This is a genomic window from Nonomuraea sp. NPDC050451 (assembly GCF_044458585.1).
Genome location: NZ_JBITHZ010000021.1, coordinates 144806 through 169814, shown reverse-complemented (window position 1 = coordinate 169814; position 25009 = coordinate 144806). Strand labels below are relative to the sequence as shown.

Genomic DNA, 25009 nt, shown 5'->3' with positions numbered 1-25009 from the left:
GTCAGGCGTCGCGATTCTTGAGCTGGACGTACGCGGCGACCAGCATTGCCGCCACGAACCCGACCAGCAGCCCGAACCCCAGCGCCCCCGGCAGCTCGGACTTCCCGGAGACGGACTGGAGAGCGGCCATGCTGGGCCAGTAGACGCCGATGAGATCGCGCAGGAAACCGGGCGACGCCCCGGCCATGACGGGGAGCAGGAGGAAGGCGGTGCTGACGTTCACGGCGGCGGCCGTGCCGCGCAGCAGGACGCCCAGTGCCAGGCCGAACAGCGCCAGGAGCGTCAGCACGAGCGGCCCGAACAGCAGCAGCCGCAGCGCGACAGGATCGCCCGGCATGACCGACGGCGCTCCGCCCGCGGACAGCGTCATCTGGCTCGTCACGAACATCAGCCACACCGCGGCCACGCTCACCGGCAGCGCGGTCAGCACGGTGATCCCGCACTTGGCCGCCAGCAACCGGCCGCGACTGCTCACGGCGGCCAGGCTGGCCCACATCGTGCCGGAGCCGTACTCGGAGGAGGCCACCAGCACGCCCAGCGCCGCCACCAGCAGCTGCACGATGAACACACCGCGCATGCCCAGGTCCAGCGGCTGGAAGTCGAGCCGCTCCTGCGCCGTGGCCGTGGCGTACTCCTTGGCGGCCGTGCTGCTGAACAGCCACCCCAGCAGCCCCGCGACGGCGGCGGCTGCCACCGACAGCACCATGGTGGACCTGATGCTGCTGAACTTGGTCCACTCCGCTTTCAGCACCCCAGCGTCGATCATCGTGCCACCCCGTACTCGACGCTCTCCCGCGTGAGCTCCATGAACGTCTCCTCCAGCGACGCACGGCGGGGGGCCAGCTCGAACAGCGGCACGCCCTCGGCCGCCGCGAGCCGCCCTACGTCGGGTGCCGTCATGCCGGTGACCAGCAGTTCGTCGGCGCCGCCTGGCTGGACGTGGGCGCCGGACAGCTCCAGGCGCCGGGCGAAGGAGGCGGCGTCGGGCGTGCGTACGAACACCGCCGCCCCGCCCTCGGTGAAGTCGCCGACGTCCCCCTCCGCGATGAGCCGGCCCTTGCCGATCACCACGAGGCGGTCCGCCGTCACCGCCATCTCGCTCATCAGGTGGCTGGACACCAGCACCGTGCGCCCTTCAGCGGCCAGCCCGCGGATGAGCGTGCGGATCCACAGGACGCCCTCGGGGTCCAGGCCGTTGACCGGCTCGTCGAGCATCAGCACCGGCGGATCCCCCAGCAGCGCCGCGGCGATGCCCAGCCGCTGCCCCATGCCCAGCGAGAACTCGCCCGCCTTCCTGCCCGCCACCGCCGTGAGCCCGACCAGGTCCAGCACCTCGGCGACGCGGACGTCGGGGATGGCGTTCGTCTGGGCGAGGTAGAGCAGGTGCTTGTACGCGCTGCGCCTCGGGTGCACGGCCTGCGCCTCCAGCATCGAGCCGACCTCGCGCAGCGGGTGGCGCAGCTCGTGGTGGGCACGGCCGTTGATCGTCGCGGTGCCCGAGGCGGGCAGGTCGAGGCCGAGGATCATGCGCATCGTGGTGGTCTTGCCCGCGCCGTTCGGGCCCAGGAAGCCCGTGACTAGCCCCGGGCGCACCGTGAAGGTGAGATCGTCCACGGCGAGCACGTCGCCGTAGCGTTTGGTCAGTCCGTCGAGCTGGATCATGGGTCCAGCGTGTGGGCGGTGGTTGGGGGAGTTCTGAGGAGTCTGTGAGTTGTCTGTGAGCCGGGGCGCCCCCACGTGGGCGTGCGCGCCGCCGCCTGCCGTGGATCCACAGAGAACTCTTAGGACGTCACGCGGGCTTCGTACGCCTGGACGTCGAAGGGTACGTTCCTTTCAAGATCCATCCCACGATGATGCCACTCAGCAGCGCGACCCCGTGGAGGTCCGTCAACGCGGCCCAGTAGATATCCGGCCGCTTCCCCGGCCACGGCGCCCGCGGCGTACAGGGTGAGCCAGCGGGCCGGGCCGAACGTCCGCTCGGCGAAGTAGCCGAGCACGGCGAGGCACACCAGGTTGAACAGGGTGCCCAGCAGGCCGCTGTCCTGTACCACCAGCGCCGTCCCCAGCCGCCACCACTCACCCCCGCCGATCGCCGCCGGGTCCCGCATCAGGGCGGGCTCCAGGCCGGGGATCGCGAACTGGAGGAGGCTGGGGACCGCCGTGATCACGAGGACCACGGCTGTGGTGTACGGCTTGAACATGGCGATCAGCCTCGCACGGCGGCCCTGAACGGGGCAGTGGCCTATGTACGAGGCTGAACGGTGACAAATGTCAGGCCGCGACCTCGACGGGCTCGCGGTCCGTGAGCGTGACGGCGGCCGGGGTGAGCGTGGCCGGCTCGCTGCGGGGGAGGAAGCGGGAGGCGGCGGCGATGAGCACGCCCAGGACGACCCCGATGCCGAGCGCGGTACGCAGTGACGTGGCGTCCGAGATGAAGCCGATCACGACGGGCCCGAGCAGCAGGCCGGCGTACCCCATGGCGCCCGCCTGGGCGATCGCCGGTCCTGGGGAGTCGGTCGCGGTGCCCGCAAGCGACAGGGTCAGCGGCGAGATCGTCGCCACGCCGAGCCCGACGAAGAACATCGCGAACACCGCCACCAGCGCCGCCGGCGCCATCAGCACCACCGCGAAGAACCCGGCCGTCGCCACCCCGGAGACGGTCAGCATGCCCCGGACGCCGAACCTGGTCCGCAGCCGGTCACCGGTGAGCCTGGCGATCAGCATGCCCGCCTCGAACACCGGGTAGCCGAGGGCGGCCAGCGCCTCGGGGGCACCCAACTCGTTCCGCATGTAGAGGCCGTTCCAGTCGGCGACCGTGCCCTCGACCATGAACGCGAAGAACATGATCGCGCCCAGCAGGTAGACGATCGGCGGCATGCGCCGGCGGGCCGCCGTCGTGTTCCCGGCCGCCGGGGGCTCGGGCAGGTACGTACGGCCGATCAGGACCATGACGGGCAGCGAGATCAGGCCGATCAGCGCGACGTTGGCGGTGAACGGCAGCCCCACGGCGATCGCCAGGCTGCCCAGCGCGCCCGCCGAGATGGCGCCCACGCACCAGCCGGCGTGCATGCCGTTCATCAGCGGCCGTCCGTACGCCTGCTCGACCGTGGAGCCCTGGGCGTTCATGGCCACGTCCACGGTGCCGAACGCCATGCCGAAGAACGCCACGGCCACCATGAGCAACGGGAGGTTCGGGGCGAACGCCACGGCCACGAGTCCCAGCGCGGTGAGCGGCCCGCCGATCCGCAGCACGGCCCGGCTGCCCGCACGGGCCATGATCCGGCGCATGGACTGCATCGTCACCAGCGCGCCCAGGCCCCACACCAGGAGGACGGCGCCGACCGTCGACTCGGACAGGCCGAGCTTGTCGGTCAACGCCGGGATGCGCACCGTCATGGTGCCCACCATCAGTCCGCCCAACACAAACGTCAGAACCGCCCCGTAACGGGCACTCCTCAGGGAACGGGTCATCGCTTAACTCCTCACAAGAATTCGCACTGTTTAGGTCTCGTTGCCGCCCGTCCCACGTCCGAGCGTCGCGCCGGGTGGCCGGAGCGAGCTCGTGTCGAGGGGTTGAGGGGTTCGGCTGAAGGGTTCTGACCCGCTCGTACCGAGCACCGTCACCGGCCGAGGCCGCCGCTCCCGGCACCGAGCGCCCAGGTCGAGCGCTGAGGGCCGGGTCTCTGGCCGGGCGCCCGAGGCCAAGCCCGGCGCCGAGGCCGAGTGGTCGGGTCGGCGGCGTGCGCCTGGGTCGGGCGGTGGTCGGGTGCCGTCCCGTGCCTGGCAGGTCCGCGGCCCGGTCCGGGCATCGGCTCGGACGGGAGCGCGGCCTTGAGCAGGACGCGCTCCAGCCGGAGGCGCTCCCGGTCGGGGCGGCGCCGTACCGGCCGTCGTCCGAGCGAGCAGTCGGGAAGGCGGCAGAAGGGCCCGCATGGGCGGGCCAGGGGGTCAGGAAGGGGGTTTGAGCAGCGCTTTCATCCGGGTCTCGAGCGCCTGGAGATCGTCCTCCGTGTTGAGCTCCGGGTCGTGGCTGGCCACGTCCCAGAGCCCCTCACACGCCAGTCGTACGATCTGCGACGCCTGGGGATCCGGCTCCTCGCTCAACCCCTCGCGATGCCAGCGGGCCATCGCCTCGCGTAGCGGCGCGAGCAGGAAGAGGTTGCCGGAAGCGCCCGTGACCACGGCCCATCGTCGCAGCCGCCCGGAGCGGACGGCGGCCAGCGTGGCGTGCAGGTAGCGCTCGGTGTAGGTCTCCCCGGACTGCGCGGCCATGAGCTGGTCGAAGTCCTCGATCAGGCGCTCCACCATGCCCTTGATCAGGGCTTCTTTGGTGCCGTAGTGATAGAGGAGGCCGCCCTTGCTGACGCCCGCCCGGTCCGCCACGGCGGCCAGGGTGAGTGCGGACGAGCCCTGATCGCAGAGCAGGTCCTCTGCCGCGTCCAAAAGCTCGTCTCTTCGCATGCCTCTACTGTACCGTCCGGACGGTACAGTGGCAAACGAGATACCCTGATCGGGTGACCAGACCGTCGGCCTATCTTGATCATGCGGCTACCACGCCCATGCTGCCCGAGGCGATCGAGGCCATGACGGAGCAGCTCAAACGCGTCGGCAACGCCTCCTCGCTGCACGCGGCGGGCCGCCGGACGCGCAGGGTGGTCGAGGAGGCGCGCGAGACGATCGCCGACGCGCTCGGCGCCCGGCCCAGCGAGGTCGTGTTCACCTCGGGCGGCACCGAGGCCGACAACCTCGCGATCAAGGGCCTCTACTGGTCGCGCCGTCCGAGGCGGCGCGTGCTGATCAGCTCCGTGGAGCACCACGCCGCGCTCGACCCCGCCCACTGGCTGGCCGACAGCCAGGGCGCCGAGGTCGAACTGCTCGACGTGGACGAGTACGGCCGGGTCCATCCAGAGACGCTGCGCGAGGCCGTCGAGCGCGACCCCGACGACGTGGCCATGATCAGCGTCATGTGGGCCAACAACGAGGTCGGCACCGTCCAGCCCGTTCACGTGCTGGCGGCCATCGCCCATGACCACGGCATCCCGTTCCACACCGACGCGGTCCAGGCGGTGGGGCAATTGCCCGTGTCGTTCTCGGCCTCGGGGGTCGACGCGCTCACGCTGACCGGCCACAAGGTCGGCGGCCCGATGGGGGCCGGCGCGCTGCTGCTGGCCAGAGGGCTGACGCCGGTCTCCGTGCAGCATGGCGGAGGTCAGGAGCGCGACGTGCGCTCGGGCACGCTCGACGCGCCCGCCATCGCCGGGCTGGCCGCCGCCGTCAGCACCGCCGTCAAGGAGCAGGAGGCCCTGGCCCGCCGCCTGACGTCGCTGCGCGACGAGCTCATCCAGCGCGTACGCCAGGCCGTCCCCGACGTGGTGCTCAACGGCGACCCCGCCGACCGGTTGCCCGGCAACGCCCACTTCTCCTTCCCCGGCTGCGAGGGAGACGCGCTGCTCATGCTGCTCGACGCCAAGGGCGTGGAGTGCTCGACGGGCTCGGCCTGTTCGGCGGGCGTGGCGCAGCCGTCCCATGTGCTGCTGGCCATGGGGGCCGAGGCGGCGGCGGCGCGGGGGTCGCTCAGGTTCACGCTGGGCCACACCTCGACCCGCGACGACGTCGACCGCCTGATCGAGGTGCTCCCCGCCGCCGTCGAACGCGCCCGCCGAGCCGGCCTCAGCTGAGACCCGGGCAGCCCGGGCGTCAGGTCAGGAAGGCCAAGACGGCGGACCAGGACGGATCGGTGGCCACGTCCACCCGGGGCTCGCCCTCCTCCCAGCTGACGATCAGCTCTTTCGCATGGATCGCCGCGTCGCCGGTCGGGTCGGCGTACACGTGGATGATCCGATGCCCCTCGGCGCTCATGTGCGCCGCCAGCACCGCGTCGTCGCGCAGCTTGAGCAGCCGCGCGGCCAGCCGCTCCTCGAAGTCGCGCAGCGCCGTCAGCGAGTCGCCGACCGGCAGGCCGTTCTCGTCGCGGTGGGTGTACGGGAGCGTGATCGCGATGTGTTGGTCGAACAGCGGATAGTCCACCGGCCGCAGCGGGTGGCGGGCCGTGGCGACCAGCGGCGCGCCGCTGCCGGTCTGCCCTTCGAGCAGCACCCACTCCTCCTCGGTGTAGCCCGAGGCCACGTCGGCGACCACGGCGGGCAGGTGGACGGCGGCCACGGAGTCGATCGGCTGGAACGTGGCCGGCGTGATCTCCCCGACCCACCGGGCCACGTCGTCCTCGCCGAGCAGCCAGTCGAGGGCCAGCAGGGTGGCCTCCATCCTGGTGTCCTCGTCCAGCTCGCCGAAGATCGGGTGGTACGCGGACACGTCGACCCGCGGCTGGTCCCTCGGCACCCGCAGCCCCAGCATCAGCTTGTCGAGCGCGAACTCGAAGCCGCCGACGTCGAGCGTCAGGTCCATGGCCTGCGGATTGGCCTGCCGCGACGGGTGGTACTCCCACAGCATGTCGGACGGCGGCGCCGCCTTGGCCCAGCGGTGCGCGAGCGAGCGCAGCTCGGGGTCGCCCGCCGCGGTCACCACCAGGGCGTGCGCGGCCTCCTTGCCCGGGGCCACCTCCCAGACCAGCCCCGGGTGGATCGCGGCGACCGCCGGGGCCAGCCGCTCCTCAAGCCCTTCGACGTCGCCGTTCGCGACCAGGGAGTCGAGCCCCGGCCTGGACTCCTGCCACCACGCCCAGAACTCGGCGATCCCGTCGCCGGCCTCTTCGTCGTCTGCGCCCTTGCGCCCGAACAGTCGCATGGCCTGAATACTCGCAGACCCCGGCCATGGTCGCGCACTCCCGCGCGGACAGTACGCTGGAACGGTCATGGGACTGCGTGTGCTTGCCGCCATGTCGGGCGGCGTCGACTCCGCCGTGGCCGCCGCTCGGATCGCCGAGGCCGGTCACGACGTCACTGGCGTGCATCTCGCTCTGTCGGCCAACCCCCAATCCCACCGCACGGGCGCGCGGGGCTGCTGCACGATCGAGGACTCGCGCGACGCGCGACGCGCCGCCGATGTGATCGGCATCCCCTTCTACATCTGGGACATGGCCGAGCGCTTCCAGCGCGACGTGGTGGAGGACTTCGTGTCCGAATACGCCGCGGGCCGCACGCCCAACCCCTGCCTGCGGTGCAACGAGAAGATCAAGTTCTCGGCGGTGCTCGACCGGGCGCTGGCGCTGGGCTTCGACGCGGTCGCCACCGGCCACCACGCCAAGCTGGTCGACGGCGTGCTGTCCAGGAGCCCCGACCAGGGCAAGGACCAGTCGTACGTGCTCGGGGTGCTCACCCGCGAGCAGCTCAGCCACGCGATCTTCCCGCTGGGCGACTCGACCAAGGCCCAGGTGCGCGAGGAGGCCGCCAGGCGCGGCCTGACCGTCGCCGACAAGCCCGACAGCCACGACATCTGCTTCATCGCCGACGGCGACACCCGCGGTTTCCTGGCCGAGCGGCTCGGCGCGGCCGAGGGCCCCATCCTCGACCAGAGCGGTGAGGTCGTCGGCAGCCACCAGGGCGCCCACGGCTTCACGATCGGGCAGCGCAAGGGCCTGCACATCGACCGCCCGGCGGCCGACGGCCGGCCCCGCTACGTGCTGTCGATCGAGCCGGTGTCCAACACGGTCACGGTCGGCCCGCGTTCCGCGCTGGAGGTCACCTCGATCACGTGCGGCAGCCCGGTGTGGAACGGCCCGTCCACTTTCGAGGACCTGACCGTGCAGTTGCGGGCGCACGGAGAGGTTTACGCGTGCCGCTTCGAGGAGGGCGGCGGCGGCCTCCGCATCGACCTCGACCGCCCGGCCACCGGGGTGGCGGCGGGCCAGGCGGCGGTGCTCTACTCCGGCGACACCGTGATCGGCTCGGCGACGATCGTCTTCGCTAGTTGAGCGTGGCCGACTCGCCGACCGTCAGGCGGCGGATGTCGGCGCTCTGGTGTTCCGACTCCATCTTCAGCCAGGTGTCCACCAGGCCCAGGCCGATGTCGTTGTACAAGCCGTCATGGGTGGAGAACGCCCTCTGGGGGCGGATCTCGCGGAGATATCCGATCATGTCCCCGAGCTTCAGCCATGGCCCGCCGGTCGGCACCAGCAGGGTGGGCACGTCCACGCCCGGGAGCGTCAAGGCGTCACCCGGGTAGAAGATCTCGTCGTCGATCAGGAACCCGACATTCTGAACGACGGGCACGTCGGGATGGTTCTTGGCGTGCCACTCGCCGAAGGCCCGCACGCGGAAACCGGCCGCCTCGAACGCGTCGCCGTGCCGTACCACCTGGATCTTCGCCGGAACATCCGTCAGATCCGCGGCGACGCCCTCGCAGGTGTAGATCTCCAGGGCGGGCGAGGCGGCCTTCAACTTGTCGACGTCCACGTGGTCCCAGTGCTCGTGGGTGATCAGGACCGCGTCGGCGCCGTCGAGCACCGGTCCCTTGCTGAACGTCCCGGGATCGATGACCAGGACCTTGCCGTTCTTCTCCACGCGTACACAGGCGTGCTCGTGTTTCGTCAGCTCCATTCCGCAGAGCCTACGCTTGTGCCCATGTCAACGTGGGAAGCCACCGGAGTCGGCTCGCACCCGGGCGAGGACCATCTCGAGGCGATCAGGGTCGTGTTCGGTGAGGTGCCCGGACTGCCGTACCTGCCCGAGCTGCCGGCCAGAGGTGTCGGCGCCGACATGATCGGCAGGACGGCCGGGCTGCTCGTCGAGCTGCCCGTCGAGGTGCAGCCCTCCGGGTGGCGGCTGAGCGGTCGGCCGGGGCGCGACCACCAGCGGGCCGTCGATCATCTGCGGCGGGATCTCGACGGGCTGGAGGAGGTCGGCCACGACTACTCCGGGCCGCTCAAGCTGCAGGTCTGCGGCCCGTGGACGCTGGCCGGGTCGATCGAGCTGAAACACGGCGACAAGATGCTCTCCGACGCGGGGGCCGTCCGCGATCTGACCGCCTCGCTGGCGCAGGGGGTCGCCGACCACTGCGCCGAGGTGCGGCGGCGGCTGCCCGGGGTGACGGAGATCGTGCTGCAGCTCGACGAGCCCGGGCTGCCCGGCGTGCTGGCGGGGACCGTGCCGACGGCGTCGGGGTTCGGGCGGCTGGCGGCCGTCGAGGAGTGGCGGGTGGAGGAGTCGATGCGCTCCTTCGACACCCCGATCGTGCACTGCTGCGCGCCGTCCGTGCCCTTCGACGTGCTGCGCAGGGCCGGGGTGCGCGGCGTGTCGGTGGACGCCGCGCTGCTGCGGCGCAGGGACGAGGAATCCGTCGGGGAGGCCGTCGAGGCGGGTCTGCGGTTCCTGCTGGGGGTCGTGCCCGGCCGGGACACCCGGCTGCCGGGCGTCGGGGTGGTCGCCAAACCGGCGCTGGACCTGTGGCGGCGGCTCGGGTTCGCGCCCGACCGGCTGGCCGAGCAGGTCGTGCTGACCCCGGCGTGCGGGCTGGCCGGGGCGTCACCCGCGTACGCCCGCGCGGCCCTGGCGGCCTGCCGGAAGGCGGCCCAGGTGCTCAGGGAGGACCCGGAGGCCGGGCCGCAAGAGGGGTGAGCACTGGTTGTCGGTGCTCGGCGGTAGCGTTTGCACAGGTTGACGTACGGGTTCGGGTTCGGGTTCGGAAGGGGAGCATACGGTGAGTGAGCCAGGCGCCGAGGTGGCGGGTGTGCCCGTGGCCGCGCTCAAGCGGCATGCCGAGCTGAGCGAGCTGGTCGACGACGCCCGCTGGCGCTATTACGTGCTCGATCAGCCGACGGTCAGCGACGCGCAGTTCGACGGGTGGTTCAGGGAGCTGCTCGCGCTGGAGGAGGCGCATCCGTCGCTCCAGACGCCCGACTCGCCGACGCAGAAGGTCGGCGCTCCCGTGTCGGGCGACTTCGCCAAGGTGCAGCACCTCAACCGGATGGAGAGCCTCGACAACGCCTTCAACGAAGCCGACATGGCCGCCTGGATGCAGCGGGCCGAGCGGCTGGCCGAGGGCGATCCGGGGCCCTACCTCTGCGAGCTCAAGATCGACGGGCTGGCGATCGCGCTGGTCTACCGCGACGGCAAGCTGGAGCGCGGGACGACCCGCGGCGACGGGCGCACGGGCGACGACGTGACGGCCAACGTCCGCACGATCAAGGGCGTCCCCCACCGGCTCACGGGCGACGACGTCCCCAGCCTGGTCGAGGTGCGCGGCGAGGTCTACATCCCGGTCGAGGACTTCAAGAAGCTCAACGAGCAGCTGGTCGAGCAGGGCAAGACGCCGTTCGCCAACCCGCGTAACTCCGCGGCCGGCACGCTGAGGCAGAAGGACCCGCGCGTCACGGCCCAGCGGCCGCTGCGGATGCTGGTGCACGGCATCGGCATCTGGGAGGGCTCGGCCGTGCCTCGGGCGCAGTCCGACGTGTACGACCGGTTGCGGGAGTTCGGGCTGCCGGTCAGCGATCTCTACCAGGTGGTGCCGGGGCTCACCGAGGTCAACGGGTTCATCGAGAACTACCGCGTGCACCGGCACGATCCCCCGTACGAGATCGACGGGGTGGTCGTGAAGGTCGACGACTTCCGCACGCAGCGGGAGCTGGGCTCCACGTCGCGGGCGCCGCGGTGGGCGATCGCCTACAAATACCCGCCGGAAGAGGTCAACACCAAGCTGCTCGGCATCGAGGTAGGCGTCGGCCGCACGGGGCGGGTCACGCCGTACGCGGTGATGGAGCCCGTCGTGGTGTCGGGTTCGACCGTCGAGCGGGCCACCCTTCACAACGCCGCCATCGTGGTCAAGAAGGGCGTGCTCATCGGCGACACCGTGGTGCTGCGCAAGGCGGGCGACGTCATCCCCGAGATCGTCGGGCCGGTGACGGCGCTGCGGGACGGGTCGGAGCGCGAGTTCGTCATGCCGACCCACTGCCCGGAGTGCGGCACCGAGCTGGCGTACGAGAAGGAGGGCGACGCCGACCTGCGCTGCCCCAACGCCCGCAGCTGCCCCGCCCAGATCCGCGAGCGCATCTACTTCGCGGCCGGGCGGCGCGCGCTCGACATCGACGGGCTCGGCTACGTCGCGGCCACCGCCCTCACCCAGCCGCTGCCGCCCCAGCAGCCGGTGGTGCGCACCGAGGCCGACCTGTTCGACCTGACGCTGGAGCAGTTGCTGCCCATCAAGTCGGTCGTGCGCGACCAGGACACCGGCCTGCCCAAGATCGACCCCAAGACCGGGGAGGAGAAGGTCGTCACCTTCTTCTCCAACATCGACGGCGGGGCCAGCCAGAACGCGCTGCAGCTCATCGAGGAGCTGGAGCGGGCCAAGCAGGCGCCGCTCGCCAACGTCCTGGTCGCCCTGTCGATCCGGCACATCGGCCCGCCGACCGCCCGCGCGCTGGCCGACGAGATGCGCTCGATCGAGCGCATCATGAATGCCTCGGAGGAGGAATTGGCCGCCGTCGAGGGCATCGGGCCCCGGGTGGCGGCCACGATCCGGGAGTGGTTCTCGGTCGACTGGCACCGGGAGATCATCGACCGGTGGCGGGCCGCGGGGGTCCGGATGGAGGACGAGCCCGCGCCGGAGAAGGGGCCGCAGACGCTCGAGGGGCTGACGTTCGTGGTGACGGGGACGCTTGAGGGCTACACCCGCGATTCGGCGGCCGACGCGATCACCAGCCAGGGCGGGAAGGTGTCGGGGTCGGTGTCGAAGAAGACGTCGTTCCTGGTGGTGGGGGAGAACGCGGGGTCGAAGTACGACAAGGCGGTGAGCCTCGGGGTGCCGATCCTGGACGGGGCCGGGTTCGAGGTCCTGCTGAAGGACGGCCCGGACGCGGCGGCGGAGGTCGCGGTAACCCCGGAGGCTTAGCACCTTCCGACGACCGGGCGTCGGTGCGCGACGCCCGGCCGATGCGCGGGAGGCGGTGGCGGGGTGGGCCGCGTATTGGGGCCGTGGTGTGGCGGCGGTGTCGCGGCGCTCGGCAGGGGCGGGTGTGTGGGGAGGGTAGGCAGGTTGCTACCCAGGGTGGTTTTTGGGTATATGTCGGAAAGGAGAAGTGACGGAACGTACGCGCTTGGTTTCGCGAAGTGGGGTGAAGGTCGTACCCTCCCATAGTGACCTAATGGGGGTTCTGTTACCGATGACTGACCCAACCGACACCCGCGACACCGGACCACGCGTCGGCACGCCGCTCTGGGCGTTCCTCGCGGGCGTAACCGTGATCGGCTTCACCGCGCTCGTGGTGGCCATGCTGCGGCTGGACGCCGCCGGGCTGGTGGAGCTCGCCCGCACGCCGCTGTTCTGGGCGCTGTCGGTGCTGGTGATCCTGGGCGAGCTGAGGCCCGTGATGGTGTCGTCCGCCGCCTCGGTGGGTGGCACGTACCCCTCCACCATGTTCACCTTCGCCGTGCTCCTGCACTTCGGGCTGCCCGTCGCGGTGCTCATGCAGGCCGTCGCCGTCGCCATGAACGGGGTGGTGACGCGTAAGGCGTGGCATCGGGTCATGTTCAACATCGCGCAGTCGACGCTCGCGCTCACCGCGGCGGCCGTGGTGATGGGGGTGTTCGGGATCGCGCCGAGTCCGGCCGCGCCCTGGGTGCCGGACGGGTCGGACCTGCCGGCGATCGCGCTGGCCGGGGTCGCGTACTTCGCCACCAGGGCCGCTCTCGTGTGCGGCGCGGTCGCGCTGCACGAGCGGCGCTCGATCACGCGGGTGTTCAAGGTCACGCTCGTCCCGCAGAGCCTCGTGTACGTCGGGCTGCTCGGCCTGGCGCCCCTGGTCGTCGTGGCCATGGAGCACTCGCCCGGCATGGTGCCCCTCTTCGTCGCCCCACTGGCCGCCGTCTACTTCACCGCCACGCTCTCGATGCGCCGTGACCACCAGGCCCTGCACGACGAGCTGACCGGCCTGCCCAACCGCAAGATGCTCATCGTCAGCACGGAGGAGGCGCTGGCCGAGGCCCGGCAGGACGAGCGGGTCGGGCTGTTCCTCCTCGACCTCGACCGGTTCAAGGAGGTCAACGACACGATGGGGCATCCGGTGGGCGACCGGCTGCTGCAGATGGTGGCGCACCGGCTCACCCATTCCGTACGCCCCGGCGACGTCGTGGCGCGGCTGGGCGGCGACGAGTTCGCCGTGCTGCTGCCCTCGATCAGGGACGCCCACGCGGCCAGGGAGGTCGCGGCCCGGCTGCGGGCGGCGCTGACCGAGCCGGTCCGGCTGGAGGGCATGACCTTCGACGTGGACGGTTCCGTCGGGATCGCGCTCTACCCGGACCACGCCCCCGATTTCGAGTTGCTCCTGCAGCGGGCCGACGTGGCCATGTACCTGGCCAAGGAGGGGCGCAGCGGGGTTGAGCTCTACCAGCCCGACAAGGACCGCAACTCTCCCGAACGCCTCAATCTCCTCGGCGACCTGCGCCGCGCCATCGACAACCGCGAGTTGCGCCTGCACTTCCAGCCCAAGGTCAGCCTCGGCACCGGCGCCGTCCAGGGCGTCGAGGCGCTGCTGCGGTGGCGCCATCCGGTGCACGGGATGATCCCGCCGTCGGAGTTCGTGCCGCTGGCCGAGCAGTCGTACCTGATGCGGCCCCTCACCGCGTACGTCATCGAGGTGGCGCTGGAGCAGGCGGCCCGCTGGTGGCACACGGGGCTGCAGGTGCAGATCTCCGTCAACATCTCGGCCCGCGACCTGCTCGACTCGGCCCTGCCGGAGCAGCTGGAGGTCGGCCTGGCCGCCTCCGGGCTCCCGCCGGGGGCCATCCAGCTGGAGGTGACCGAGCGCATCCTGACGGGCGACCAGGCCTACACCCACGAGACCATCAAGGCGCTGGCCGCGCTGGGCGTGCCGCTGGCGCTCGACGACTTCGGCACCGGCTACTCGTCGCTGATCCGGCTCCAGCGCCTGGCGGTGTCCGAGGTCAAGATCGACGCCTCCTTCGTGCGCCGGATCGCCGAGTCGGAGGACGACTACCGGATCGTCCGCTCGATCGTGGACCTGGTCCGCTCGCTCGGCCTGCGCTCGGTCGCGGAGGGCGTGGAGTCGGACGAGGTGGCGATGCGGCTGGACGAGATGGGATGCGACATGGGGCAGGGGTGGCTGTTCGGGCGGCCCATGCCCGCCGCCGACGCCACCGTCTGGCTCAGGGAGCACACCGGCGCGGGGCCCGGGATCGAGTACGGCTACCAGCCCGAGGTCAGCCGCTCGGCCTGACCCGGTGGCCCGAGCCTGGCGGCTGTGGCGAGTGCTTCCGCAGCGCGCGCCGGAGCAGGTAGGCGGGCAGGAGCAGGGCGGCGAGCGAGAGTACGGACAGCAGGAGCACGCCGGGCCAGTCGTAGTGGCCCGGACGGAACACCTTGACGTCGTGGCCCGCGTCCAGGGCGGGCACGCGGTCGCCCTCGGACAGGTCGAGGGGCTCGTACCCGTAGATCCAGGCGTCCTGCCGGGTTCGCGCGGCGGACTCGAAGACGCCCTCCCAGCGGCAGGGGCCGCGGCCCGAGCAGTCCAGGTCCGTCGCCGTGAAGGTGCCCATCGTGCCCTCCCCGTGCGCGGCCCGGTACTCCAGCTCGGCGGCGGACACGGTGGCGGCCGCCAGCAACACTCCGGCGATGAGAACCAGAGGCATCGTCACCACGATGAGCACCACGAGGCATCCCGCGCCGCAGCCGTTCCGCTCCACAGCCGACCCCCTGTCCCCAAGCGGATAACGAGCGGGCGCAGGGGGAGGTTCGTTTCGGCGCGGTTAATCGGTTCGGGGGTGCGACGTCAAGCCCCCTAGGATGGCATTGTCCAAGACTCCATCCACGAAACGGGTTACACGACTCATGTCCGCCATAACCCGCGACGAGGTCGCACACCTGGCCCGGTTGTCCAGGCTGGCACTCACCGACGACGAACTCGACCACTACGCCACCCAGCTCGATGCCATCATCGAAGCGGTTGCGAAGGTGGCCGAGGTCGCCGCCGAGGACGTGCCGCCATCGTCGCACGCGCTTCCGCTGACCAATGTCTTCCGTGCCGACGAGGTACGACAGTGCCTGACACCTGAGCAGGCGCTCTCCGGCGCGCCGGCCGTCGAGGACGACCGCTTCCGGGTGCCGCGCATCCTCGGGGAGGAGGCATGAGTCTGATCAGAAAGACCGCCGCCGAGCTGGGATCGATGATCGCCGGCGGCGAGGTGTCGGCCGTCGAGGTGGCCGAGGCGCATCTCGACCGCATGGCCGAGGTCGAGCCCAAGGTCCAGGCGTTCCTCCACATCGATCGCGAGACGACGCTGGAGCAGGCGCGCGCCGTCGACGCCAGGCTGAGGGCGGGCGAGAAGCTCGGCCCGCTGGCCGGCGTGCCGATCGCGCACAAGGACATCTTCACCACGCGCGACATGCCGACCACGGCCGCGTCCAAGATCCTCGAGGGCTGGCGCCCGCCGTACGACGCGACCGTCACCGCGCGGCTGCGCGAGGCGGGGCTGGTCTTCCTGGGCAAGACCAACCTGGACGAGTTCGCCATGGGCTCCTCCACGGAAAACTCGGCGTACCAGGTCACCCACAACCCGTGGGACCTGACGAAGGTGCCGGGCGGCTCGTCGGGCGGCTCCAGCGCCGCCGTGGCCGCGTACGAGGCGCCGCTGTCCACGGGCACCGACACGGGCGGCTCCATCCGGCAGCCGGCCGCGGTGACCGGCATCGTGGGCATGAAGCCCACTTACGGTGGCTCGTCCCGTTACGGGATCATCGCGTTCGCCAGCTCGCTCGACACGCCGGGCCCGTTCGCCCGCAACGTGCTCGACGCGGCGCTGCTGCACGAGGCGTTCTCCGGGCACGACCCGATGGACTCCACCTCGATCGACGCGCCCGTCCCGAGCGTGGTCGAGGCCGCGAGGCACGCCGACGTCGCCGGCATGCGGATCGGCGTCGTCAAGGAGTTCGCCGGCGAGGGCTACCAGGCCGGCGTGCTGGCCCGCTACCACGAGGCCGTCCAGCTCCTGGAGTCGCTCGGGGCCAAGGTCGTCGAGGTCTCCTGCCCGTCGTTCACGACCGCGCTGCCCGCCTACTACCTGATCGCGCCGTCGGAGTGCTCGTCCAACCTGGCGCGCTTCGACGCCATGCGTTACGGCCTGCGCGTCGGCGACGACGGCACCCGCAGCGCCGAGGAGGTCATGGCGCTGACCAGGGCCGCCGGGTTCGGCGCCGAGGTCAAGCGGCGCATCATGCTCGGCACGTACGCGCTGTCGAGCGGCTACTACGACGCCTACTACGGCCAGGCGCAGAAGGTCCGCACGGTCATCTCCCGCGAGTTCGAGGCCGCCTACCAGCAGGTCGACGTGCTGGTGTCGCCGACCACGCCGACCACGGCGTTCGGGATCGGCGAGCGCGCCGACGACCCGATCTCGATGTACCTCGCCGACCTGTGCACCATCCCGTCCAACCTGGCGGGCAACGCGGCCATGTCGGTGCCGGTCGGCCTGGCCGACGAGGACAACCTGCCGGTCGGCCTGCAGATCATGGCGCCGGTCCTGGCCGACGACCGCTGCTACCGCGTCGGTGCGGCCGTCGAGAAGGCCCTGGAGAGCCGCTGGGGCGGCCCGCTGCTGAAGGAGGCCCCGTCGCTATGACCATGGTCTATGACGAAGCGCTCGACCGGTTCGAACCGGTGCTGGGCCTGGAGACGCACGTCGAGCTGGGCACCAGGTCGAAGATGTTCTGCGGCTGCAAGACCGCCTTCGGCGCCCCGCCCAACACGCAGGTCTGCCCGACCTGCCTGGCGCTCCCCGGGTCGCTGCCGGTGGCCAACGCCGCGGCCATCGAGTCGACCATCCGCATCGGCCTGGCGCTGAACTGCTCGATCGCCGAGTGGTGCCGCTTCGCCCGGAAGAACTACTTCTATCCGGACATGCCGAAGAACTACCAGATCTCGCAGTACGACGAGCCGCTCTGCTTCGACGGCTACCTCGACGTCGAGGTCGAGGGGCAGATCGTGCGGATCGGGATCGAGCGGGTGCACCTGGAGGAGGACACCGGCAAGTCCACCCACGTGGGCGGCGCGACCGGGCGCATCCACGGGGCCGACTACTCGATCGTCGACTACAACCGCGCAGGCATCCCGCTGGTCGAGATCGTGACCAAGCCCATCCCGGGCACCGACCGGCTCGCGCCCGAGGTGGCCAAGGCGTACGTCACCGAGCTGCGCGAGATCATGCGCTCCCTCGGCGTCTCCGACGTGCGCATGGAGGAGGGCTCGCTGCGGTGCGACGTCAACGTGTCGCTCATGCCGCGCGGCTCCGAGGAGTGGGGCACCCGTACGGAGACCAAGAACGTCAACTCGCTGCGTAGCGTCGAGCGGTCCGTGCGGAGCGAGATCGAGCGCCAGGCGGCCATCCTGGCCGACGGCGGGAAGATCATTCAGGAGACCCGCCACTTCCACGAGGACACCGGCACCACCACGTCGGGCCGGTCCAAGGAGGAGGCGCAGGACTACCGCTACTTCCCCGAGCCCGACCTGGTGCCGATCGCGCCCGACACCGCCTGGGTGGCGGAGCTGAAGGCGGCCCTGCCCGAGCTGCCGTCGGTCAAGCGCAAGCGGCTGCAGGCCGAGTGGGGGCTGTCCGACCTCGACATGCAGGCCATGCACAACGCCGACGCGATCGATCTGGTCGAGGCCACGGTCGCGGCGGGCGCCCCGGCGGCGGACGCGCGCAAGTGGTGGATGGGCGAGCTGGCCAGGCGTGCCAACGAGAGCGGCACCGCGCTGGCCGACCTGCCCATCACCCCGGCGCAGATCGCCAGGGTGACCGAGCTGGTGGCCTCCGGCGCGCTCAACGACAAGCTGGCGCGCGAGGTGCTCGAAGGCGTGCTGGCCGGTGAGGGCACGCCGGACGAGGTGGTCGAGAAGCGCGGCCTGCAGATCGTCAGCGACGAGGGCGAGCTGCTGGCCATCATCGACCAGGTGCTGGCCGGCAACGCCGACGCGGCCGAGAAGGTCAGGTCCGGCAAGATCGCCGCGGCCGGCGCCCTGGTGGGCGGCGTCATGAAGGCCAGCCGGGGGAAGGCCGACGCGGCCCGCGCCCGCCAGCTGATCCTGGAGAAGCTGGGCGTCTCCGAGTAACACGGGCAAACAACGAGGGCCTCGCCGTTCCGACGGCGGGGCCCTTCTTGGCGCCGGGTCCTAGGCCCAATTGCCGGGGCCGGCTAGGACCGGGGCTGGAGGTGCCGGGAGGTAGGCCTCCGTAGCGTTCGAGGCATGAAGAGAAAAGCGTTGACGGCGGGCCTGGTGGCGATGGTGTCGCTGGTGGCCTTCGAGTACATGGCGGTCGCGATCGCCATGCCGGTCGTGGCCAAGGAGCTCGGCGGGCTGGAGCTCTACGGTCTGGCGTTCAGCGGGGCGATGGCCGCCAGTGTGGTGGGCACCGTGCTCGGGGGCCGCTGGGCGGACGTACGCGGCCCCCTGGCACCCCTGTGGACCGGCGTGGCCGGGTTCGTCGGCGGGCTGACGGTGGCGGGGTTGGCGCCGAGCATGGAGATGCTGATCGCGGGCCGGTTCCTGCAGGGGTTCGGCGGCGCGCTGGTCAGCGTGGCGCTCTATGTCGTGGTGGCCCGGGTCTATCCCGAGGAGCTGCATCCGCGGATCTTCTCCCTTTTCGCGACCGCGTGGGTGGTGCCCTCGATGGCGGGGCCGGCGATCGTGGGGGTGGTGACCGAGACGCTCGGGTGGCGCTGGGTGTTCCTGCTGGTGCCGATCCTGACCGTGGCGGGTGGCCTGGTGCTGCTGCGCGGGCTGGCGGGCCAGCCTCTGGCCGGCGGGCAGAGCGAGTCCGAGCCCGGCCTGCTGGGGAAGATCGGCTGGGCGGTCGTGACGGCCGTGGGCGCCGGGCTCATGCAGTACGGCAGCGACGGGCGGCTCGTGCTGCTGATCGCGGGCCTGGCGGTGCTGCTCGTGGCGCTGCCCAGGCTGCTTCCCACCGGTACGCTCCGGGCCGCCCGCGGGCTGCCGTCCGTGGTCGGGCTGCGCGGCCTGGTCTCCGGCGCGTTCTTCGCCGCCGAGGTGATCGTGCCGCTCATGCTGATCCAGGCGCGCGGCCTGTCGACGCTGGCGGCCGGCCTCGTGCTCATGGGAGGCTCTCTGACCTGGTCGTTCGCCTCGTGGCTGCAGGGCCGCGAGACCTTCAGCCAGGTGACGAACCTGCGGCTGGGCGCGGCCATGATGGCGCTGGGCATCCTGCTCATGGGCACGGTGACGTTCACCGCGGTGCCGGTGGCGCTGGCCTACCCGGCGTGGATCATCACGGGGTTCGGGATCGGCCTGGTCTACCCGACGCTGTCGGTGCTGACGCTGGAGCTGTCGGCGCCCGGCGAGCAGGGCAGGAACAGCTCGGCGCTGCAGGTGGGCGAGTCGGTGTTCTCGGTGGTGGCGGTGGCCGTCACCGGTGCGCTGTTCACGGCGGCCCACTCGGGCTACTGGACGGTGTACGCGGCCACGCTGGTCATGGCGCTGGCCGGGCTGGCGATCGCGCCCCGGTCCTTCGCGCGGCGGGCAGCGAGCGGTTCCGCCGATCCGGTCGCACCGGCGGAACCAGCTCGTGAGCCCGTCAATCGACCGGCGTGACCTCCCGCCGCCGGGCCGACAGCGTCCTGAACACCGGCGTGAGCAGCGCCAGGGCGGCCAGGACCAGCAGCACCACGGCGACCGGGCTGCGCACCAGGACCGTCACGTCGCCCGCCCCGATCGCCAGGGCGCGGCGCAGCTGGATCTCCGCCATCGGGCCCAGGATCATGCCGATCACCGCGGGGGCGACCGGCAGGCCGAAGCGGCGCATGGCGTAGCCCAGGAGACCCAGGACGTACAGGACCACGAGGTCCACGACGGTGCCGTTCAGGGCGTAGACGCCGAGGGCGGCGAACAGGACGATCCCGGCGTACAGGTACGGGCGGGGGATCCGCAGGACGCGGGCCCAGAGGGGCGCGAGGGGCAGGTTCAGCACCAGCAGCATCGTGTTGCCGATGAACAGCGACGCGATCATGCCCCACACCAGCGCCGGGTTGTGGTCGAACAGCTGCGGCCCGGGCTGGAGCCCGTACTGCTGGAAGGCGGCGAGCAGGATCGCGGCCGTCGCCGACGTGGGCAGGCCCAGCGTGAGCAGCGGGACCAGGGTGCCCGCGGCGGAGGCGTTGTTGGCCGCCTCGGGCCCGGCCACACCCTCGATGGCCCCCTTGCCGAACTCCTCGCGGGCCTCCCCGCGCGCCAGCCGCTTCTCGGCCGCGTACGACAGGAAGGTGGGGATCTCCGCCCCGCCGCCGGGCAGCGCGCCGAACGGGAAGCCCAGCGCCGTGCCGCGCAGCCACGGGAACCAGGAGCGCCGCCAGTCCGCGCGCCCCATCCACGCCCGTCCGACGGGCACCACTTCGGGCGCCGCGTGGCGCAGCCGCGAGGCCACGTAGAGGGCCTCGCCGAGCGCGAAGAGCCCGACCGCGACGATCACGACGTCGATGCCGTCGAGCAGTTGCGGGATGCCCATGGTGAGCCGGGCCTGGCCGGTCTGCTGGTCGATGCCGACGAGCCCGATCACCAGCCCGAGGCCCAGGGAGGCCAGGCCGCGCACGACCGAGCGGGACAGCACCGACGACACGGCGGTGAAGGCGAGGATCGCCAGCGCGAAGTAGTCCTCAGGGCCGAACGAGATCGCGAAGCTCACCACGGCGGGCGCGGCCACGACCAGCAGGGCCGTGGCGATCGTCCCGGCCACGAACGAGCCGATGGCCGCCGTGGCCAGCGCCTGCGCCGCCCGGCCGCGCCGGGCCATCTTGTTGCCCTCCAGCGCCGTGATCATGGACGAGGACTCGCCGGGCGTGTTGAGCAGGATGGAGGTGGTCGAACCGCCGTACATGCCGCCGTAGTAGATGCCCGCGAACATGATGAACGCGCTGGCCGGCGGCACCGTGAACGTGATCGGCAGGAGCAGCGCCACGGTCATCGCGGGCCCGATGCCGGGCAGCACGCCGACCAGGGTGCCGAGCGTGACGCCGACGAGCGCGTACAGGAGGTTGACCGGGGTGAGCGCGGCGGCGAACCCGTCGATCAGCAGCTGGAACGACTCCACCTAGATCACCCCCGCCAGCAGCCCGCCCGGCAGCGCCACGCCGAGGCCCTTGACGAACAGCAGGTACGTGGCGAGCCCCACGACCACCGAGACCACGGCCGAGCGGCCCTTGTGCTCGGCCCCGAGCGCCAGCGACAGCCCGAAGAACAGCAGGCTCGCGCCGATGATCCAGCCGAGCACGTTGAGGAGCGCCGTGAACGCCAGGAAGATCCCGCTGACCAGCCCGACGCTGCGCCAGTCCGTGGGCGCGTCCACGTCCACGTCCTCGCTCTCCTCGGGGTCGCCGTGGCCGCCGCGGATGACATCGACCACGTAGAACAGGCCGATGAGCACCATGGCGCCGCCCACCAGCATGGGGAAGAATCGGGGCCCGATGCCGAGCTGGGAGGCCGCCGCGGAGACGTCCAGCGTCCCGATCACGACGAGCACGCCCAGGCCCAGCACCACGACCGCCAGCCCGAGCTCGGGCCGCCACCAGCGAGCCATCAGGAAACGAGCCCCATCTCGGCGATGATGCCCTTGACCCGGGTCTGCTCGGAGTTCAGGAAGTCGGTGAACTGCTGCCCGGTCTGGAACGAGTCGATCCAGCCGTTCTTGGTCACCGCGTCCTTCCACGGCTGCGAGTCGTGCATCTTGGTGACCAGGTCGGTCAGCGCCTTCTTGTCGGCGTCGGACAGGCCGCCGGGGGCGACGAAGCCGCGCCAGTTGGCCAACGAGACGTCCAGGCCGCCCTCCTTCAGCGTGGGCGCGTCCAGGCCGGGGATCCGCTCGGCGGAGGTCACGCCGAGGGCGCGCAGCTTGCCGGACTTCACGTGCTCCGCGAACTCGGCCACGCCCGAGATGCCCGCGCTGACCTTGTTGCCGAGCAGCTCGTTGAGCGCCTCGCCGCCGCCCGAATGGGCGATGTAGTTGACCTGCTTGGGGTCGACGCCCGCGGCCTTGGCCATCAGGCCGGCCACGATGTGGTCGGTGCCGCCCGCGGACCCGCCCGAGATCGACACCTTCTTCGGGTCGGCCTTCCAGGCCGCCACCATGTCGGCGAGCGACTTGTACGGGGACTCGGCCGGGACGACGACGATCTCGTACTCCTCGGTCAGCTTGGCGATTGGGGTGGTCTCGGCCAGGGTGACCTTGGACTTGTTCTGCTCGATGGCGCCCACCATGACCAGGCCCATGGTCATCAGCAGGTTGCCGTTGCCCTTCTCGCCCGCGAGCTGCGCCAGGCCGATGGTGCCGCCCGCGCCGGGCACGTTGTACACCTCGACCTTCCGCTTGGAGTCGGCGGCCTTGATCGCCTGCTCCGCGATGCGGGAGGTCTGGTCCCAGCCGCCGCCGGGGGAGGCCGGAGCCATGATCCGCAAGGAGCCGCTGGCGGACGTGCCGGTGCCTGACTCGCCGCAGCCGGTCAGCGCGGCGAGGGAGAATGCCGCGAGGGCGGCGAATACGCGCAAGCGCATGATCACTCCAGGGGGTGTTTCACGGTTGTAAAACTGGGATCGTGAAGCCCCATCCCGCCCACGTCGAGGCTTTGCACGCTTGCCGTCATAGTGGTCGTATTGGTCGCAACCTGGCCGTGACCTGCGTTTGTTTCCATGTGCAACGTGAGACGCGTCCGTGACGCCTCCCTCGGGACCCAACTGTTCGTGCTCCAGATGGTGATCGTGATCCTCGCCGTCGGGGGCACCGCAGGGGTGTGGGCCGAGCACACGCGCGACCAGCTCGACTCGCTGCACCAGCAGCGGGCGCTGGCCATCGCGCAGTCCGTGGCAGGGCTCCCACAGGTCAGGGAAGCGTTCAAGCTGAAGAATCCGGAGTCGGTCCTGCAGCCGCTGGCCATGAGCGTGCAGCACGAGACCGGCGCCGACTATGTCGTGATCGCCAACGCCGAGCAGAAGCGCTACGCCCATCCCAACACCCTGCTGATCGGCAAGCAGCTGTCCACCGACGGCACCACCGTGCTCAAGACGGGCAGGAGCTGGGTCGGCACCGAGACCGGCACGATCGGCACCACGGTCAGGGGCAAGGCCCCCATCCGCGACGAGTACGGCGGCGTGATCGGCCTGGTCTCGGTCGGCGTGCTGGAGACCACGGTCGTCGGCCAGCTCGGCGCCGCGCTCCCGCCGCTGATCTGGACGGCGCTGGCCGTGCTGCTGGCGGGCCTCACGCTGGCCGCGGTGATCACCGCGCGGGTGCGCAGGCAGACGTTCGGGCTGGAGCCGCGCGAGATCGCCGCGCTGCTGGAGCAGCGCGAGGGCGTGCTGCACGGCGTCAAGGAGGGCGTGCTCGCGCTCGACCTCAACGGCCGCGTCACGCTGGTCAACGACGCCGCCCGCGAGCTCCTGGGCAACGTGGGCGAGGACCTGACGCAGATGCCGGTCTCCGAGCGCATGCGCGACGTGCTCGGGGGCGCCGACCCGGGCGAGGACCGCGTCGTGCTGCACGGAGAGCGCGTGCTGGTGCTCAACCGCACCCCGGTCTCGGTACGCGGCCAGCACCGCGGCTGGGTCGTCACCCTGCGCGACCGCACCGAGCTGACCCGGCTGGCCCGCGAGCTCCACGACACCAGCAGCGCGACGGACGCCTTGCGGGCCCAGGCGCACGAGTTCGCCAACCGCATGCACACGATCGTCGGCCTGCTGGAGCTGGGCGAGCACGAGGCGGCCGTCAACTTCATCACCCGCACCACTCACGGCACGTACGCCACCGACCTGCGCGAACGCGTCCAGGATCCCACCCTGGCCGCCCTGCTGCTCGCCAAGTCCGCCGAGGCGGCCGAGCGGGGCGCCCGGCTCGTGCTGTCGGAGGACTCCGCCGTGCCCGAGGGCCTGCTCGGCGACCCGCAGGACGCGGTCCTCGTGGTCGGCAACCTGGTCGCCAACGCCATCGACGCGCTCGACGGCGCCGAGGGCACGATCGAGGTGTCGGTGCAGGCCGACGCCGACGGGCTGCGCGTACGGGTGGGCGACTCCGGGCCGGGCATCGCGCCCGATCTGGTGGAAGAGGTGTTCAGGGAGGGGTTCACCACCAAGGCCGCCCGGTCGGGGCCGCGCGGGCTCGGGCTGGCGCTGACCCGGCAGGCGTGTCTGCGCCGGGGCGGCTGGGTACGTGTACGGAACTCGGGCGGCGCGGTCTTCACGGCCCTGCTCCCGGCGAAGGCCCGCACGTGATCCCGGTGCCGGGACCCGCGGCAAAGGTGCGCGTGCCGGGACCCGCGGCAAAGGTGCGCGTGCCGGGACCCGCGGCGGAGGTGCGGTCATGAGTGACATTCGGGTGCTGGTGGTGGACGACGACTTCATGGTCGCCCGCATCCACAGCGGCTACGTGGCGCGCGTACCCGGATTCCGGGTCGTGTCCGTGGCGCACAGCGGGGCCGACGCGCTCGCCGCGGCGGCCGAGCTCCGGCCGGACCTCGTGCTGCTCGACATCTACCTCCCCGACATGTCGGGACTTGAGGTGCTCAAACAGCTCCATGACGTGGACGTCCTCATGATCAGTGCCGCCCGCGACGTGCCCACGGTCAGGGAGGCCATGCGCGGCGGCGCCGTCAACTACCTCATCAAGCCTTTCACCGCCGCCGCGCTGACCGACCGGCTCCAGCAGTACGCCGACACCCGCAGGCGCCTGACCGCCATCGGCCCCGAGGCGCGGCAGGACGACGTGGACCGGCTCTTCGGGAGCCCCAAGACTTCCGCGCCGATGCCGAAGGGGCTGTCGGCGGCCACGTGCGAACTGGTCGCGGAGACCCTCCGGGAGGCGGGCCGCGACCTGTCGGCGACCGAAACGGCCGAGCTCACGGGCCTGTCGAGGGTGAGCGTCCGCCGCTATCTCGAATACCTGTGCGTGGCCGGACAGGCCGAGTTCCGGCCCCGTTACGGCACCGCCGGCCGACCGGAACATCGCTACCGGTGGCTAGGTTGACACACTTCCGTAGCCATTTCCCGTGACATATGCGGATCCGCGTGCCTTACTGTTGCCTGAGACTTGGCTGCGGACCGGGAGGAGAT

The 25009-nt window shown here is 71.4% G+C and carries 22 protein-coding genes; 11 read left to right on the top strand and 11 right to left on the bottom strand.

The annotated features are described in order from the left end of the window. Window position 1: 1 nt before the first annotated feature. The 5 genes from ACIBI9_RS43235 to ACIBI9_RS43215 all read right to left on the bottom strand — a co-directional run bounded on the left by ACIBI9_RS43235 (window position 2) and on the right by ACIBI9_RS43215 (window position 4461). Window positions 2–766: a hypothetical protein gene (locus ACIBI9_RS43235; RefSeq protein WP_397231488.1), complete on the bottom strand. Its 765-nt coding sequence runs from the start codon at window positions 764–766 to the stop codon at window positions 2–4. Beyond that, the gene (locus ACIBI9_RS43230) at window positions 763–1662 is read right to left on the bottom strand and encodes an ATP-binding cassette domain-containing protein (RefSeq protein ID WP_397231486.1); all 900 of its coding nucleotides are present in this window, start codon (window positions 1660–1662) and stop codon (window positions 763–765) included. Before ACIBI9_RS43230 ends, ACIBI9_RS43235 begins: the two co-directional genes overlap by 4 nt. A gap of 119 nt (window positions 1663–1781) precedes the next feature. Beyond that, window positions 1782–2201, bottom strand: a complete 420-nt coding sequence (locus ACIBI9_RS43225) for a rhomboid family intramembrane serine protease (RefSeq protein ID WP_397231484.1) — start codon at window positions 2199–2201, stop codon at window positions 1782–1784. Window positions 2202–2271: 70 nt separating this feature from the next. Continuing rightward, the gene (locus tag ACIBI9_RS43220; RefSeq protein ID WP_397231482.1) at window positions 2272–3471 is read right to left on the bottom strand and encodes an MFS transporter; all 1200 of its coding nucleotides are present in this window, start codon (window positions 3469–3471) and stop codon (window positions 2272–2274) included. Window positions 3472–3948: 477 nt separating this feature from the next. Continuing rightward, entirely contained in the window at window positions 3949–4461 is a 513-nt protein-coding gene (locus ACIBI9_RS43215) for a TetR/AcrR family transcriptional regulator (RefSeq protein ID WP_397231480.1), read from the bottom strand. Between the two features lie 53 nt (window positions 4462–4514). Here ACIBI9_RS43215 and ACIBI9_RS43210 point away from each other — a divergent pair, with 53 nt between their 5' ends. Continuing rightward, window positions 4515–5678: a cysteine desulfurase family protein gene (locus tag ACIBI9_RS43210; protein ID WP_397231478.1), complete on the top strand. Its 1164-nt coding sequence runs from the start codon at window positions 4515–4517 to the stop codon at window positions 5676–5678. Between the two features lie 19 nt (window positions 5679–5697). Here ACIBI9_RS43210 and ACIBI9_RS43205 read toward each other — a convergent pair whose 3' ends face one another. Next, window positions 5698–6744, bottom strand: a complete 1047-nt coding sequence (locus ACIBI9_RS43205; RefSeq protein WP_397231476.1) for a DUF695 domain-containing protein — start codon at window positions 6742–6744, stop codon at window positions 5698–5700. Between the two features lie 67 nt (window positions 6745–6811). Between ACIBI9_RS43205 and mnmA the strand changes: the two genes are divergently transcribed. After that, window positions 6812–7870, top strand: a complete 1059-nt coding sequence (mnmA, locus tag ACIBI9_RS43200) for a tRNA 2-thiouridine(34) synthase MnmA (RefSeq protein ID WP_397231474.1) — start codon at window positions 6812–6814, stop codon at window positions 7868–7870. Here the strand turns inward: mnmA and ACIBI9_RS43195 are convergent. Beyond that, complete coding sequence (locus tag ACIBI9_RS43195) at window positions 7863–8495, bottom strand: MBL fold metallo-hydrolase (RefSeq protein ID WP_397231472.1); 633 nt, start codon at window positions 8493–8495, stop codon at window positions 7863–7865. The genes mnmA and ACIBI9_RS43195 overlap by 8 nt on opposite strands. Window positions 8496–8519: 24 nt before the next feature. Between ACIBI9_RS43195 and ACIBI9_RS43190 the strand changes: the two genes are divergently transcribed. From ACIBI9_RS43190 to ACIBI9_RS43180, 3 genes are all read left to right on the top strand, one after another. Then, on the top strand, window positions 8520–9512 hold the full coding sequence (locus tag ACIBI9_RS43190; protein ID WP_397231470.1) for a methionine synthase: 993 nt from the start codon (window positions 8520–8522) through the stop codon (window positions 9510–9512). An 82-nt stretch (window positions 9513–9594) separates the two neighbouring features. Then, window positions 9595–11784, top strand: coding sequence for an NAD-dependent DNA ligase LigA (gene ligA, locus ACIBI9_RS43185; protein ID WP_397231468.1), 2190 nt, complete (start codon window positions 9595–9597; stop codon window positions 11782–11784). A gap of 271 nt (window positions 11785–12055) precedes the next feature. Continuing rightward, window positions 12056–14128 carry a putative bifunctional diguanylate cyclase/phosphodiesterase gene (locus ACIBI9_RS43180; RefSeq protein ID WP_397231466.1) on the top strand — a complete coding sequence of 691 codons (2073 nt, stop codon included), beginning with the start codon at window positions 12056–12058 and terminating at the stop codon, window positions 14126–14128. Here ACIBI9_RS43180 and ACIBI9_RS43175 read toward each other — a convergent pair. After that, window positions 14112–14540, bottom strand: coding sequence for a hypothetical protein (locus tag ACIBI9_RS43175; protein ID WP_397231464.1), 429 nt, complete (start codon window positions 14538–14540; stop codon window positions 14112–14114). The two genes, ACIBI9_RS43180 and ACIBI9_RS43175, sit on opposite strands and share 17 nt — an antisense overlap. Before the next feature lie 199 nt (window positions 14541–14739). Here ACIBI9_RS43175 and gatC point away from each other — a divergent pair, with 199 nt between their 5' ends. The 4 genes from gatC to ACIBI9_RS43155 all read left to right on the top strand — a co-directional run bounded on the left by gatC (window position 14740) and on the right by ACIBI9_RS43155 (window position 19513). Further along, complete coding sequence (gene gatC, locus ACIBI9_RS43170; protein ID WP_185068184.1) at window positions 14740–15039, top strand: Asp-tRNA(Asn)/Glu-tRNA(Gln) amidotransferase subunit GatC; 300 nt, start codon at window positions 14740–14742, stop codon at window positions 15037–15039. Continuing rightward, window positions 15036–16526 (top strand): Asp-tRNA(Asn)/Glu-tRNA(Gln) amidotransferase subunit GatA, encoded by a 1491-nt coding sequence (gatA, locus tag ACIBI9_RS43165; RefSeq protein WP_397231461.1) that lies wholly within the window; start codon window positions 15036–15038, stop codon window positions 16524–16526. Before gatC ends, gatA begins: the two co-directional genes overlap by 4 nt. A gap of 2 nt (window positions 16527–16528) precedes the next feature. Further along, the gene (gene gatB, locus ACIBI9_RS43160) at window positions 16529–18016 is read left to right on the top strand and encodes an Asp-tRNA(Asn)/Glu-tRNA(Gln) amidotransferase subunit GatB (RefSeq protein ID WP_397231558.1); all 1488 of its coding nucleotides are present in this window, start codon (window positions 16529–16531) and stop codon (window positions 18014–18016) included. A 135-nt stretch (window positions 18017–18151) separates the two neighbouring features. Then, the gene (locus ACIBI9_RS43155; RefSeq protein ID WP_397231459.1) at window positions 18152–19513 is read left to right on the top strand and encodes an MFS transporter; all 1362 of its coding nucleotides are present in this window, start codon (window positions 18152–18154) and stop codon (window positions 19511–19513) included. Here ACIBI9_RS43155 and ACIBI9_RS43150 read toward each other — a convergent pair. From ACIBI9_RS43150 to ACIBI9_RS43140, 3 genes are read right to left on the bottom strand one after another with little or no spacing between them, the layout of a single operon-like run. Further along, entirely contained in the window at window positions 19497–21005 is a 1509-nt protein-coding gene (locus ACIBI9_RS43150) for a tripartite tricarboxylate transporter permease (protein ID WP_394497487.1), read from the bottom strand. The genes ACIBI9_RS43155 and ACIBI9_RS43150 overlap by 17 nt on opposite strands. After that, a complete protein-coding gene (locus ACIBI9_RS43145) occupies window positions 21006–21491 on the bottom strand; it encodes a tripartite tricarboxylate transporter TctB family protein (RefSeq protein ID WP_397231457.1) in 486 nt (161 codons plus the stop codon). After that, entirely contained in the window at window positions 21491–22462 is a 972-nt protein-coding gene (locus ACIBI9_RS43140; protein ID WP_366318498.1) for a tripartite tricarboxylate transporter substrate binding protein, read from the bottom strand. Before ACIBI9_RS43140 ends, ACIBI9_RS43145 begins: the two co-directional genes overlap by 1 nt. A 135-nt stretch (window positions 22463–22597) precedes the next feature. On the opposite strand from ACIBI9_RS43140, the gene ACIBI9_RS43135 reads away from it, so the two are divergent. Continuing rightward, a complete protein-coding gene (locus tag ACIBI9_RS43135) occupies window positions 22598–24172 on the top strand; it encodes an ATP-binding protein (protein WP_397231455.1) in 1575 nt (524 codons plus the stop codon). A gap of 88 nt (window positions 24173–24260) precedes the next feature. Then, window positions 24261–24923 (top strand): response regulator, encoded by a 663-nt coding sequence (locus ACIBI9_RS43130; RefSeq protein WP_397231453.1) that lies wholly within the window; start codon window positions 24261–24263, stop codon window positions 24921–24923. Window positions 24924–25009 lie beyond the last annotated feature (86 nt).

Bases quoted from the DNA above. Each gene is read 5' to 3' on its own strand.
- ACIBI9_RS43230 (WP_397231486.1), bottom strand. From the start codon at position 1,662: ATGATCCAGCTCGACGGACTGACCAAACGCTACGGCGACGTGCTCGCC.
- mnmA (WP_397231474.1), top strand. From the start codon at position 6,812: ATGGGACTGCGTGTGCTTGCCGCCATGTCGGGCGGCGTCGACTCCGCC.
- ACIBI9_RS43175 (WP_397231464.1), bottom strand. From the start codon at position 14,540: ATGCCTCTGGTTCTCATCGCCGGAGTGTTGCTGGCGGCCGCCACCGTG.
- ACIBI9_RS43130 (WP_397231453.1), top strand. From the start codon at position 24,261: ATGAGTGACATTCGGGTGCTGGTGGTGGACGACGACTTCATGGTCGCC.
- gatB (WP_397231558.1), top strand. From the start codon at position 16,529: ATGGTCTATGACGAAGCGCTCGACCGGTTCGAACCGGTGCTGGGCCTG.
- ACIBI9_RS43215 (WP_397231480.1), bottom strand. From the start codon at position 4,461: ATGCGAAGAGACGAGCTTTTGGACGCGGCAGAGGACCTGCTCTGCGAT.
- ACIBI9_RS43140 (WP_366318498.1), bottom strand. From the start codon at position 22,462: ATGCGCTTGCGCGTATTCGCCGCCCTCGCGGCATTCTCCCTCGCCGCG.
- gatC (WP_185068184.1), top strand. From the start codon at position 14,740: ATGTCCGCCATAACCCGCGACGAGGTCGCACACCTGGCCCGGTTGTCC.
- ACIBI9_RS43235 (WP_397231488.1), bottom strand. From the start codon at position 766: ATGATCGACGCTGGGGTGCTGAAAGCGGAGTGGACCAAGTTCAGCAGC.
- ACIBI9_RS43155 (WP_397231459.1), top strand. From the start codon at position 18,152: ATGAAGAGAAAAGCGTTGACGGCGGGCCTGGTGGCGATGGTGTCGCTG.
- ACIBI9_RS43225 (WP_397231484.1), bottom strand. From the start codon at position 2,201: ATGTTCAAGCCGTACACCACAGCCGTGGTCCTCGTGATCACGGCGGTC.
- ACIBI9_RS43195 (WP_397231472.1), bottom strand. From the start codon at position 8,495: ATGGAGCTGACGAAACACGAGCACGCCTGTGTACGCGTGGAGAAGAAC.
- ACIBI9_RS43220 (WP_397231482.1), bottom strand. From the start codon at position 3,471: ATGACCCGTTCCCTGAGGAGTGCCCGTTACGGGGCGGTTCTGACGTTT.
- ACIBI9_RS43190 (WP_397231470.1), top strand. From the start codon at position 8,520: ATGTCAACGTGGGAAGCCACCGGAGTCGGCTCGCACCCGGGCGAGGAC.
- ACIBI9_RS43145 (WP_397231457.1), bottom strand. From the start codon at position 21,491: ATGGCTCGCTGGTGGCGGCCCGAGCTCGGGCTGGCGGTCGTGGTGCTG.
- ACIBI9_RS43135 (WP_397231455.1), top strand. From the start codon at position 22,598: ATGTGCAACGTGAGACGCGTCCGTGACGCCTCCCTCGGGACCCAACTG.
- ACIBI9_RS43180 (WP_397231466.1), top strand. From the start codon at position 12,056: ATGACTGACCCAACCGACACCCGCGACACCGGACCACGCGTCGGCACG.
- gatA (WP_397231461.1), top strand. From the start codon at position 15,036: ATGAGTCTGATCAGAAAGACCGCCGCCGAGCTGGGATCGATGATCGCC.
- ACIBI9_RS43205 (WP_397231476.1), bottom strand. From the start codon at position 6,744: ATGCGACTGTTCGGGCGCAAGGGCGCAGACGACGAAGAGGCCGGCGAC.